Genomic DNA, 13988 nt, shown 5'->3' with positions numbered 1-13988 from the left:
AATGAACAAAATTTTACTTAATGAATGACGTAATTACTCACAATATAGAGGTAACTGGAGAAACTGAAGCTTTTAAAGTATCAATTGCTTTAAATTCTGAAAATGATGGAGTTTCTATATATACTATTAATTTTTCTGCAGATTCAGATTTTGAGCCCCATCCTATTACTTTACGATGGAAAATCCCTGCCATTAATATTAAAGGAGTCTGGAAACCCACCACAGATTTTGCAAAAAGAATTATGGATGACTGGGAACTGGATCATATGGAATCTAGAATCTCTGTTGATTCTCCTATTATTTCTCTTTTTAGCCATAAGGATACCAATGTACATACTTTTGCTTGTTCTGACGCCATACATACAACAGAACTCAATGCTTTGTATAGAGAAGAAGATAATTTTATCTATTGTCACATTTCATTTTTCACAGAAAGGCATCATAAAATAAAAAACTATCAGGCGCAATTACGAATTGACACACAAGAACAACATTTTTCTGAATCACTGATGAATGTTGGGCATTGGTGGAGTACTTTTGAAAATTTAAAACCTATCAAAACCCCTAACCTTGCAAAAGTACCAGTATATTCTACATGGTATCAATTTCATCAAAAATTAGACACTCAAATATTAATAGAAGAATGTAAAATTGCATCTGAATTAGGGTATGAATTAATAATTCTGGATGATGGCTGGCAAACCATTGATGAAAACAGGGGTTATGATTTTACTGGAGACTGGCAGCCTGAAAGAATTCCTGAAATGTCAGATTTTGTTGCCAACATTCATAAAACAGGAATGAAAATCGCGCTATGGTATTCTGTCCCTTTTTGTGGTAAAAAATCCAAAGCGTATCAAAAATTTAAAGGTAAATTTCTTACCGAAGAACACCGATGGGCTCCTGTATTTGATCCTAGATATCCAGAAGTAAGAGAGCATCTTATTCATTTATACACCAGTGCACTTAATGATTGGAATATTGATGGCTTTAAACTCGATTTTATAGATGAATTTAAAGTATATCCCACCACCGTTTTAACCAAAGAAAATGGGAGAGATTATTCATCGGTTAACCTGGCAGTAGATCGTTTAATGACAGATATTATGGCGTCATTACATGCTATAAAACCAGAAGTAGTTATAGAGTTTAGACAAAAATATACTGGACCAGCTATGCGTAAATACGGTAACATGTTTAGAGCATTTGACTGCCCGGGAGACTCTGCAATGAACCGAGTTCGTATTACAGATATCAAAATGTTATGTGGAAAAACTGCAGTGCATAGCGATATGTTTACATATCATCATGATGAACCCACAGAGATTAAAGCCTTACAAGTAGTGAATACACTTTTTGGTGTCCCTCAACTTTCTGTGCTTTTAAAAGAGGCGACAGAAGATGAATTATCAATGATTCGTTTTTATACTCAGTATTGGAAAGCAAATGCAGATACACTTTTAAACGGAGTTTTTACGCCTCAAAAACCATTGGCTAATTATCCAATACTTACATCTAGTACTGAAGAACTAACGATTATCGGGTTGTTTGATAATTATGTTATAGATTTTGAAGAAAAATCGAATCGAATTGATATTATCAATGGACAAACTACTCCTAACATTGTTTTAAGTAGTACTAAAAATTTTGGATCCTATCATTGTATCATATATGACTGTTTAGGGCAAAAAATAAAAGAATATAATTTAATGATTCTTATAGGAGTTGTACAAATAAAAGTTCCTGTTTGTGGATTAGTAAGATTAGAAAAAAACAATGAGATTTAGTTTAACCATACTGATATCTCCAGGATACATTTGACAAATAATTGTATCTTTTAAAAAATATAGTAAGCATCTTTCTTTAGTTTAACTTTTAACATATACTATTTCATGGGAATACTTTCATTTATCGCATTTACTCTGGCTGTAGCAGTATACGCCTGGTGGAAAACTAAAGGAACTGATGAAAAATCTGCTGATGGTTACTATTTAGGTGGTCGAAGCTTAGGTGCTATCACCATAGCTGGTTCCTTACTTCTGACTAATCTTTCTGCAGAGCAAATAGTAGGACTTAATGGCCAAGCTTTTTCAGAAGGTATTCTTGTAATGGCCTGGGAAACTTTGGCTGCTATTGCCATGATCATCACTGCAGTATGGTTACTACCAAGTTATATGAAAGGAGGAATTACCACTATCCCAGAATATGTAGAAAAACGATTTGACCATCAGACCAAAGCTATTCTTACTGCACTATTTTTAAGTGGGTATGCTTTGGTATTGTTACCTTCTGTATTATACTCTGGTTCTTTAGCGTTTAGTACAATGTTCGACTTGCCAAGTTTAATGGGAATTTCGCAACGTGCTACCATATGGATTTGTGTGTGGACTATAGGTTTAATAGGAATGGTATATGCCATCTTTGGAGGATTAAAAGCCGTTGCCGTATCAGATTTGGTTAACGCAATAGGATTACTCACAGGAGGGTTATTAATTCCTTTTTTTGGATTAATGATGGTTGGAGATGGCTCTGTAATCGATGGTATTAATGCGCTCTGGGAAAATAATCCTGATAAATTTGAAGTACAAGGAGGCCCCACTGCATCAATTCCTTTTGGAACAATTTTTACGGGAATGATGCTTGTACAAATGTTTTATTGGGGAACCAATCAAGCTATTTTACAACGTGTTTTTGGCGCAAGAACTCTTAAAGAAGGACAAAAAGGGATGATTTTGGCCGCATTGATTAAGTTTTTAATCCCAATCATTGTAGTTCTTCCAGGTATTATTGCCTGGCATCTGTTTGATGGTAATTTAGCAAACCCTGATGAAGCATATCCTTCATTAGTGCGTAAAGTATTGCCTCCAGCTTTTGTAGGGTTCTTTGCTGCTGTACTTTTTGGAGCTGTTTTAAGTTCATTTAACAGTGTATTAAATAGTAGCGCTACTCTTTTTGGTTTTGATCTTTACAAACAATATTTTAAGAAGAATGCCAATGAGCTTCAGGCTGTAAAAGCCGGGAAGATTTTTGGAGTTATCGTAGGTGTTTTTGGAATGCTACTCGCCCCATTTATCCTTGACGCTCCAGATGGATTATTTGCAAGAATCCAAGAATTTAGCGGCTTTTATAGTATTCCTATTTTAACGGTTATCGTAATAGGTTTCTTTACGAAACGTGTCCCTCCGATTGCGGCAAAAATAGGAGTATTGTCAGGTTCTGCATTATATCTAATTAGTCAATTCGCAATTAAACCTATACTGGTCAAAAATGCATTAGCAAATGCAGCTGTCAATGGCATTACAGACGAGTCGGCTTTAAGCCTCATAGAAGCAGAAGCATACCCTCACTTTTTACATGTGATGGCTATCTTATTTGTCTTAAATATTGGTATCATGCTCATCATTGGAAAACTATACCCTAGAGAAACAGATTATGTACAGAAAATAACAGAAGACGTGGATGTTACTCCATGGAAATATGCTTTTATAACCGGTGCTGCGATTACCGTACTTGTAATAAGCACCTATCTTATCTTTTAATTCAAAAACTTACTATACTATTGATTTTTAAGTTCTATTGCTTATCCCTAACTTTACGTCCGAATTGTAATACAACTTAACCTCAGAAAAAGAATGAAGAAGGGATTTTTAATTGACATGGATGGTGTCATTTATAATGGAAACGAACTTATAAAAGGAGCAGATGTCTTTATCAAAACATTACAGGATAGAGAAATACCGTTTCTATTTATGACAAACAATAGTCAACGATCACCGATAGACGCGGTAAATAAACTACTGGGTATGGGAATCTCGATTAAAGAAGAAAATGTGTATACCAGTGCTATGGCCACTGCTTGGTTTTTGAGTTTTATGAAACCTAATGGTACTGCTTATATTTTGGGTGAAGGCGGGTTAATTACAAGTCTGCATGAAAACGGATATTCTCTGGTAACTTCAGATCCGGATTATGTAGTTGTTGGAGAAGGTCGTAATTTCACTTTGGAAATGGCTAATAATGCTGTAGACATGATTTTATCCGGCGCTAGGCTCATTGCTACAAATCTAGATCCATCTCCAAAGAAAAAAGGATGGTCCAACCTGGGAATTAAGTCTATCGTATCTATGATAGAAGAAGCTACTGGTAAACAAGCATTTAGTGTTGGAAAACCAAGCCCTGTAATGATGAGAGCTGCAAGAAAAAAATTAGGGTTAACTACCGATGAAACTATTGTGATTGGAGATACTATGGATACTGATATCTTAGGATCAATACAAATGGGGTATAATACTATATTAACACTATCCGGAGTTTCTAAAAAGAAGGATCTTGTAAATTATGCTTTTACGCCTGATATGATTATTGAATCTTTGGCAGAACTTGATGTCGATGAAGCGATACAAAAGTTTACTAAATAATTAAATACAGTAGAATTTGTTAATAGATATAAAAATGCCCCAAGTTTTTTGGGGCATTTTCCATCTTATAAAACTATTATTAGCCTTAACTACTCAAAAGTATATCTGGTTCTTACTACTTGCGTTACTCTAAAATACCCATTAGCATAGTTCTCCCGGTTATCCAGATTAATACAATTTCCTTTTAAAGCAACAGGAGTTGCACTAAAAAGACCTACTCCTTCTGATTGTTCTATGAGTATAGTTATGTAGTTATAGTATGCTTCAGAAATACCATATAAATCAATATCTACAACATCTCCTGAAGTAAATTCTTCGGTATTGGTATCCTCATCTTCTTCCTTTTCATAATACCAACTAATTTCTCTTCCATTTGTAAATTCATCATCAAAATCTTCGAACTCTGCTAAAAGATCTCCTTCTTCTTTGAATCTAAAAAGATAAAAATTATCCTCATCAGCGGGGTCATCAAAAAATATATTCACTTCCAGAATCTCATCATCAAAACCATTTTCTGTGGACTGAGTAACCTCTTTGATATCTACTACTGGCATCAGTGTTTCTGTAGCGGTGTAGTTTTCACCATTATACACGACTTCTAAAGTATAGGATTGATTAAGTATAGGCACAAAATCTGTAGTGGTATACTCTCCATTATTTTGATCTGCAAAAATAAACTCGGCCCCATTTGTATCATTAGTGACTTTTACAGAAGCACCGGTAACACCAGTATCTGAGTTTGTATCAAAAAATGGAGTGGAGGTACTTAATTTTATAGTTTGATTATTTCCTGCAGTTCCCTTTTCCCAATCCAATGAAGCTTCGATAGTGAGTCTGGTGGGTGCTGTCTGTACGTCTACATCTATTACATCTTCACAGGATGTAAAGACGATAGCAAACAATGCTATTATGATTGTTAAATATGCTTTCATCTGTTTATCTTTTATCGTTTTTTTAGTCTTAAATACAATCTGCAAATACTTATTTTGGTTTGTATAATACCTGTATTTCATCACATTAAAATTTAAAGTTATACGTTATCGAAGGTACTATCCCAAAAATCGCTGTTCTTGTTGCTTCATTTGCTCCTGTTTCAACATTTTGACCAAAAGAGATTGAAGCTGCATTTTTCTGATTGTATACATTATAAATCCCAAAGACCCATTCTCCTTTCCATCTTTTATTGGGTTTTCTATTCGGTCTATATGTTGCAGAAATATCTAGTCTATGATATGCTGGTAAGCGATCAGAATTTCGATCAGCATAAGTAGCTATAGATAATCCTTCATATTCGAATTGACCATTAGGGTAGGTAACTGGTCTTCCGGTTTGAAAAACCAGATTGGTTCCAAAAGTCCACTTATCATTTAACTTATATGATCCGGTAAGTGAAACATCATGTGTTCTATCAAATGCAGTATTATACCAATCTCCATTATTGATACCAGGTCCACCAGCATTATCTCCAAGCGTTCGTTGCTCTGATTTTGATACTGTATATGCAAGCCATCCTGTGAAGTTACCTTCGTTTTTACGAAATAGTAACTCTAATCCGTAAGCTCTGGATTCTCCATTCAAAATTTCGGTTTCAATAGTATTATTTCCTATCAAATCAGAGCCATCTATATAATCGATTCTATTATCTGTAGTTTTATAATATGCTTCTACCTCCAAAGAATACATTTTATCTTTAAAATTTCTAAAATACCCTAATGCATATTGATCTGATAATTGAGGTTTTATATATTTTCCACTAGGAGTCCATACATCCAAAGGAGTAATCGCAGTTGTATTCGATAGCAAATGAATGTATTGAGCAACCCTAGAGTAGCCCATTTTTACAGAGGAGTACTCATTTAATTGATATGCCAAAGAGGCTCTAGGTTCAAAATTACCAAAGCTTTTGATGCTTTCGCTTTTCTTAAAATCAGTTTCTCCTATTTCGGTCCCTCTTTCATATATTCCTAAAGCGGTATTATATACAACAGGTTGATTATTTGCATAGTCTACCAGTGCTTGCCCTCCTAATCTACTAAAAGCACTATATCTAACACCATATTGTACAGAGAGTTTATCACTGATTTTGTGTTCTGCATTTACATATACTCCACTCTCAACAGCTCTTTTCTGATCTAATGTTAACGGATTCACTGACGAACTTTCAGATGTTGGTTCTACTTGTCCCGGATCAAAGTCGTAATAGATACCACTTACTCCAAAATCTAATTTAAATTTATCACTTGCGTAGTACTTAAGGTCATACTTTGCATTATAATTATTAATCGAAGAAATCCATTCGAATTGTTCTATAGCAATATCTAAATCATAATCATACTTACTATAAATAAGGGATAAGTTTGAAAATAATTTATCATTAAAAATATGATTCCATCTTAAGTTTCCCGAAACGTTTCCGTAGCTGGTTTTGAAATTATTTCCAAATTTGAAGGTATCTCTACCATAATATCCAGACAGGTATAGTTTATTGTTTTCGCTTATACTATAATTGGTTTTAAGATTTACATCATAAAACCCTACTGTATTTTTCTCTCCAGCTGCTTTTAAGATTAAATCTAAATACGAACCTCTACCTGCTACAAGAAAAGAACCTTTGTCATTAAACATCGGGCCTTCGGCAGCAATTCGACTAGAAATTACTCCTATTCCGCCAGTAAGAGCAAAGTTCTTGTTGTTTCCATCTTTTTGACGAACATCCAAAACAGAAGAGGTTCTACCTCCAAAACGAGCAGGAATCCCTCCTTTATATAATTTAATATCTTTAATTGCATCTGCATTAAAAATCGAAAAGAACCCTAATAAATGAGAAGTATTATAAATTATAGCCTCATCAAGTAATACCAAATTTTGATCTGCCGCACCGCCTCTTACATGAAATCCACTAGATCCTTCCCCATTATTAGTCACTCCGGGAAGCATCTGAATAGATTTTACAATATCAACTTCTCCTAATACCACAGGCATTTGTTTTACCGTCTTAATATTAAGTTTGGAGACACTCATTTCTGGTTTTCTGAGGCTTACACGCTCTGATTCTTCACTTTTGATGATAACCTCATCTAATTGCGTAGAAGATTCTGTAACCTCAAAATTTACTTTTTGATTTTTATCCAGTATAATTTCTTTACTCATATCTGTATATCCAACATAAGAAACAACCAATGTATAGTTTCCTTTTGGAGCTGTAATCGAGTAAAAACCATATTCATTGGTAATTACACCAATTGAGGTTCCTTTAAAAAAAACAGAGGCACCAAAAAGTGTTTCTCCATTATTAATATCCTTAATTGTACCACTTAAACTGTAACTCTCTTGAGCATTCACAACTGTTGTATTTGCCAAAAGCATCGTAAGGCAACACATCATGAGGATGTAGGTCCTTGTTCTTTGATTTTTAAATTTGGAATTTCGAAGCATGTTCATTTGTTTTTACACTGTTTTAATTGATGAGATTCAATTTTTTTCTACAAATTGATAATTGAACCTTTTGGTAGTTTTTATACATCCATGGACAATTGAAAAAACAAAGGGTTGCTTCTTTAACAAATATTTATTCTAATCTTTTCTATTTTATTGGCACCGCCAAAGGGTATAATACCCCGAGGCTTGCCTCGAAATTAAAATTCAGTTCCATACGAATGCCCTGTGGGTTTACCCCGAGGATTATTTACTCAAAAAAAACCATAAAAAAAGGGGAGCTAAATAGCTCCCCTTTTTAGTAACTAACTCTTTTTTATTATTGTTTAAGAACTTTGGTTCTCGAAATAACTTTGTTAGCATTCATTACATTTAAAATATAATATCCAGAAGGTAAATCATTAATATTTATTGAGTTTTGACCCTCTTTTAGTTGTATCTCTTTCTGTAATAGTCCGATTGAATTAAAAATTGTAATCTTAGATCCATTAGATACTCCAGATATATTAACTATATCTATTACAGGGTTTGGAAAAACACTAATTCCATTTTTCTTTTTGCTAGCTAAACTTTGCAGTTTTGCTCCTTCATAGGTAATTACCAATTGTGGAGGAGTATTAGATGCATTCTCTTTTGATGCAAATGCAAAATCATTTCCTGAAGTTACATTAAGCACTAATGATAATGCATCTCCAGATATTGCCCCTTCATTAAGAGGTATTGTTTTTACATTACCTAATCCATAAGTAGAGTTTAGATTCCCTAATACAACTCCTGCAGATGGCTTATTAGTATTGGATAAATTCGCCTCTGTCCAGGTATTAGAACTTCCTTTATGTATATTAAGATTACCATTACCCGAATCAGAATTTACTTTAAATTTTAATTCTGCCTTAGTTATAGCACCGTTAATAGATGAAAGGTCAAACATCAAATATCCTGTTCTCTTATTTTGTTCTATTCTAACCAATCCATTGTTATATCTTGTTGTTCCTTGTAAATACGCATCATGAATTGGTGATAACGTAATCGTTTGCTCTACAGGCGCTGCTATTTTGGTGGTCATGACTTTATCTATATTAAATAAATATCCAGATCCTCCTTTAAATGTCAATCTTATGGTTTTTTCTCCTGTAGAAAGTAAAACATTTACAGAATACTTTTTGTAATCATGCCATTGACTATTAACCGGTATATCTACAGAACCAACCACTGTTCCTGCTTCTACAATATCTATTGTTCCACCAACACCAGCACTTGATGCAAAAATATCTACAGTATATTCTCCACTAGATTGCACATTTGCATTATACTCTACATAATCGTTATTTTTAATAAACCCTAAATTTTTACCTGTCGTTCCAGGAGTGTTTTCTATTTTTACACCTCCTGACTTCGCGCTAAAACTTTCTGCTTCAAAATTTCCTGGAATATCAACAGTACTTGCCGGAGGCATCGTATTATCCTCTATTTCGATAATAACACTCGCCGAAGTAGTTGAAGCTCCTTTATCATCTGTTGCTTTTGCGGTGACGTTGTAAGATCCTATATTAGGAATTGTTGTTGTAATCTCATAAGGAGCTGTTGTATCTTCACCAACCTTGTTCGTTCCTATATAAAACTCAACCTTAGCTACTGTACCATCACTATCAGATGCATTTGCGCTAAGTGTAATGGTTTCTTCTTTACCAAAAGTTGTTCCGCTCGCTGGAGATGTCATCCCTACTTGTGGCTTAGCATTTTCTGATCCGGTGTTACAATCTACCAAAACTTCTGCTGGGCCATTACCTGTAGGTTTTGTATAAGTTTTAGACAATACAAACTTATCCATTTCAAATCCGTCTTCTCTTAAAGAAAATGAGATTGTATGCACTCCGGCAGATGGAATATCCAAATAGATTTTACGTTCTTCGCCACAGTGATTTGCTGCTGTACGTTGTTTACTTTCCCAAGTCCATTGATTTTTACCATTACACCACTGCATTCTATTTCCTGATGCAGGCCATGTACCATTAAGACCAACGTGTACTCCGTTATCTTCTGTACCAGTAGAATGAGCACGAACCCAAACAAAATATCTACCAGCACTTGTAAACTTCACTTTGTAATTTACAATGGTAAGTTGACCAGCCACATTGCTAAAGTTTTCACCAGCAATTAATGGATCACCATGTGTAACTCTTGTATCAGGTAAAATTTCTAAGTATCCACCACTACTAGCTCCACTAGCATGATTTGGATCAGGATCTGGGGTTGGAGTTCCTGTTGTACTACCTTCAAGAACATACCATTTTCTTTTACCTGTTTTTTCCTGGCTTGCAAAATGTTCTGCTTCTACAGCTACTACTCCGTTTTTCTCTAAAGCAACACAACCTTCTCCTCCGTCGGTATCTCCACCTCCGTCAGTACCTCCGCCCCCCTGGCAAATGAAATCGAGTGCTGTCCATCTACCACGAGAAAACGCTGTACCGTTTCCTTCAGGAATATTACCATTAGTATGCGAATTAAATTCTACTCTAATTTTCGCTCCTTTTTTAACTTCAATATCTTTAAAAGTAGTTCCTGATTCAGCATAATCTGTTGTAGTGGTAGGATTTTTAAATTCCCCTACTCTTACACCATCTACAGAAATTCTATAGGTAGATTCTCCATCAATCTCTGTAAGCGTTGTTAATTTGATATCATATTTACCTGTTTCACCATCAAAAGTTGATTCTGCAGCAGCGAACTTATCTTTATATTGTGAAGCATCTATTGCTACTGCATTTCTTACATTGTCTTTATATGCAGGAGAAAAACCAGTTACTGATAGTGTTGGAAAATCTGAAATTGACTTCATAGCAACCGTTCCACAATTTCCGCTTCCACCTGCATCTTCGCAATCAAGTTCGAAAATAAGTTTTGGCGCTGTTGCTCCTTCTTTAGAATAAAAAGATACATCGTTACCACCAGTTTGTTTTACAATCAAAGAAACAGTTTCACCAGGAGCGATTCCTGATAAATCCCATTGGTAAGATTGACCTACACTATATGTAGTATTAAGAGATCCTATTTTAGTTCCTTCAGCCGGTTTATTACTGTTAGAAAGGTTACCTTCTGTCCAGTTATTAGAACTCCCTTTAAAAATTTCTATTAGTCCATTACCATTATCTGTAGATACGGTAAGTTCTAATTTTACTCCGGTAACTTTTTCTGTAGTTGAAGGTGCCGTAAATTTAATATAAGAAACTCTATTTCCACTTTCTACTCTAAGATCTGCAGTATTAAATCTAGTGCTTCCTTGTAAATAAGCATCCTGAGACGATGTAGTTGTTTTTGTGTTGTCACAAGTGCCTCCACCACCGTTTCCATTTCCATCTTTACTAGTAATTAGTGCTACCCAGTCATTATTATCAGGAGCAACCAAATTACTTCCTAAGGTTGTTTTAGCAGTTAGGTTACCTCCACTACGTGGGTTATACCACTGTACATCATATTTATTATTTCCTGCGGGTAAGCTTAATCCTGTAGACCCACCATTTGGTCTGTAAACAGCATATATTTTTCCTGCGTTTGCAAGAACATAATCGTTTCCATCTCCTGTTACACCATCTGAAGAGGTCATTTTTACCATATCCTTCTGCAGGTACTTATTAAAAAAGTTAAGAGCGTATCCTCCTTCTTTATATTTATTTCCTCTTTTACGATGATCGTTTCCGTTTATATCACCATCATTATTTGTATAACCACTATAGTATTCTACACCAGTTCCTCCGGCCATAAGTGTACCCCACAAGACTTTGTGTCTTACCTCTTTATCAGAAACTCTAATTCCAGTTGAAGCCGGACCTTGTTCATCGTTAGCTACAACCCATTTTCTACCTGCATTACGAGATTTTTCTAACCATCGTTTAACATCGTTATGTACTTTATTCTTATCTGTTTGAATAGAAGCACCAGTTAAGACAGAGCTATTACCTAGTAAAGGGTTATATCTTTGATCTTGTTGGTTAGGATACGTATGAATTACAATATTATGATCATATGGATCTACATCCTTAATGTATGATGCTGTAGCCTTTGCTACATTATCCTTAAGAGTAGTCTCTTCTGTAAGATTCCAATTAAGTGCTAAATGATGACTAAACCTAGCAATTAACTCTCGGTAGTATAATTTTCTTTCTCTACCAAAATTATCGCCATCCATTTTATTATCATTTTCTGTTTCCATGGTTTTAAAATGAAGATATATACCTTTTTTATCTGCATACTCCATCATTTTTTCCCATTGGGCCAATTTGGACACATCAAAACGATCATGATGTACTTTATTCCACTGTTGTGCTCTTCCTGTATTACCATATTCTTGCTCAGAAACTTTTAAAACATGAGGAAAAACAGCTCCTCCATCTCCACTTGTATTCCAAGTTAAGAAAGAGACTACATTTGCTCCTTGAGAAGAAAGGTAATTAATCATACCCAAAATCTCTGTTCCTTTATCATTACTCCATGTATACGAACTTGCATCTGCAGCTACATAATCTTTTTGATGAGGCTGCCATGTTTTATTACCAATTTTATTAAGGTTATTGTTATAACTTGGTGTAGCATCAAAATCTACATAGTTAAGTGCATTTTCTGGAGAATCAGCTCCTGCTTTCACAAACCAAGGTCCGTTGGGACTTGCAGGGTTTGTACCCGAGTATCTAAGGTAATGTTCTCCTACATATTGTAATCTTCCTTTATCTTTTGCTCTGTGATCTCTTCCTGATTTATCAGACTCTGTTACATTAAAAGAACCGCTCGCTCCATCCATAAATCCAGCACCTGATCCACCACCATTTATGGCGACGTTGGCTCCAGATTTAAATGATGCTGACCAATTCCAAGTTCCTGTTTGTTCAGGAGCAAAATGTACTCTCCATTTATTACCTGAAGAACAGCTATTGTTTTCTGCATTACCACAAGCTGCAAAATACCCGGGTACCGTATAACTTCTATTACTGGTTTGATGTGTAAATGTTACTTCTAACCTAAAATCTGAAAAAGGATTTGGGTTTGCGGTCTCAGAGGTATTGGGGCCGTTAAAAGTCAGACTGACCTTATGCCATCTTTTTAATTCTCCTTCGGGGGTTTGAGCCTTTGTTACTAGCCCAAAAAGGAAAAATACAATTAAAAAATTGAGTTTTGTAAGTTTCATGATTAAAATGGTTTTGTGTTTGGTTTTTGAGTTAATATTTATAAACGTTATTCTTAATTATTTAGTCCTTTGCGTAGTATGTGATGAAATCGGTATTAACATAATTTAACAAGTAAAAAACAACAAAACTGTAGGAATTAAACATACTAATAATACTTGATTATGTATTGTATAAATTACCATCTGACTTTTAAAAAATAGAATTCGTTATATCTGGATTATTATTTGATTTTCGGATTAAATAATAAATTCTATTATCACTCCATCAGGGGATCAGGAGTTCTCTTTTATTGTTTTATTTTAACATTTATTTAACTCGTCATATAAGCTTAATCATCTGATAATCCTGCTTTTTATCATGTTGTCTAATTTGGGTAAAATATAAGAGAGAGGTTTTTCACCTCTCTCTTTATTATAAAATAGATTAAACACTTCTTTAAGATAATCCTTAAAAAGTCGACTTCAAAAAAACTATCTATTAATCAATATCTTACTTTGATATTTTCTTTTTGATACTCTATCAAAAGTTTCTAATATATATAGTCCAGAAGTTAATTCTTCAACAGATATCTTTGCTTCTAATTGCTGTTGTCTATTTTGTATGTTTTTAACTTTAACCACATTACCAACCAAATCAAATATTGCGATTCTAACATCTATTACATTATTTCTGCTTTTAGCTTCGATGTTATTATCGATAGATACGTTAATATGACTTGATGCTGGGTTAGGGCTTACTACAATATTAGATTTATCCTGCAAAGAAGTAGTGCTAACACCTCCACAATCAGGAGCTATAGCAGTTGTACTGAAATAAATAGTAAACCCTCCTGTTTTGGAAACTAACACAAAATTACCCGAATCTTCTGTCGCCCAATACTCTCCATCTAATCCTGTAAAGCCAGAACCTGTAATTGTAAGTGATGGTTGTGCTGCATTAAACGTTTGCGTCACTT

7 protein-coding genes are annotated in these 13988 nt (G+C 34.5%); 3 read left to right on the top strand and 4 right to left on the bottom strand.

The window, feature by feature from the left end:
* Window positions 1–20: 20 nt before the first annotated feature.
* The 3 genes from FOF46_RS21405 (at window position 21) to FOF46_RS21395 (ending at window position 4418) form a co-directional block, all read left to right on the top strand.
* Window positions 21–1787: a glycoside hydrolase family 36 protein gene (locus tag FOF46_RS21405; protein WP_143917856.1), complete on the top strand. Its 1767-nt coding sequence runs from the start codon at window positions 21–23 to the stop codon at window positions 1785–1787.
* A 105-nt stretch (window positions 1788–1892) separates the two neighbouring features.
* Window positions 1893–3539: a solute:sodium symporter family transporter gene (locus FOF46_RS21400; protein ID WP_109436361.1), complete on the top strand. Its 1647-nt coding sequence runs from the start codon at window positions 1893–1895 to the stop codon at window positions 3537–3539.
* A gap of 93 nt (window positions 3540–3632) precedes the next feature.
* Window positions 3633–4418 (top strand): HAD-IIA family hydrolase, encoded by a 786-nt coding sequence (locus tag FOF46_RS21395; RefSeq protein ID WP_109436360.1) that lies wholly within the window; start codon window positions 3633–3635, stop codon window positions 4416–4418.
* Window positions 4419–4507: 89 nt separating this feature from the next.
* Here the strand turns inward: FOF46_RS21395 and FOF46_RS21390 are convergent, their stop codons facing one another.
* The 4 genes from FOF46_RS21390 to FOF46_RS21375 all read right to left on the bottom strand — a co-directional run.
* Window positions 4508–5350: a DUF4249 family protein gene (locus FOF46_RS21390; protein ID WP_109436466.1), complete on the bottom strand. Its 843-nt coding sequence runs from the start codon at window positions 5348–5350 to the stop codon at window positions 4508–4510.
* Window positions 5351–5435: 85 nt separating this feature from the next.
* The gene (locus FOF46_RS21385; RefSeq protein ID WP_109436359.1) at window positions 5436–7802 is read right to left on the bottom strand and encodes a TonB-dependent receptor; all 2367 of its coding nucleotides are present in this window, start codon (window positions 7800–7802) and stop codon (window positions 5436–5438) included.
* A gap of 370 nt (window positions 7803–8172) precedes the next feature.
* A complete protein-coding gene (locus tag FOF46_RS21380) occupies window positions 8173–13032 on the bottom strand; it encodes a CBM96 family carbohydrate-binding protein (protein WP_143917855.1) in 4860 nt (1619 codons plus the stop codon).
* 471 nt (window positions 13033–13503) lie between these two features.
* Window positions 13504–13988, bottom strand: a 485-nt coding sequence (locus FOF46_RS21375; protein ID WP_143917854.1) for a T9SS type A sorting domain-containing protein, incomplete at its 5' end; no start/stop codon positions are given.

Origin of the sequence: Aquimarina algiphila, assembly GCF_007489275.1 — a bacterium.
Lineage (GTDB): Bacteria > Bacteroidota > Bacteroidia > Flavobacteriales > Flavobacteriaceae > Aquimarina > Aquimarina algiphila.
This window is presented reverse-complemented; position numbering and strand designations above follow the sequence as displayed.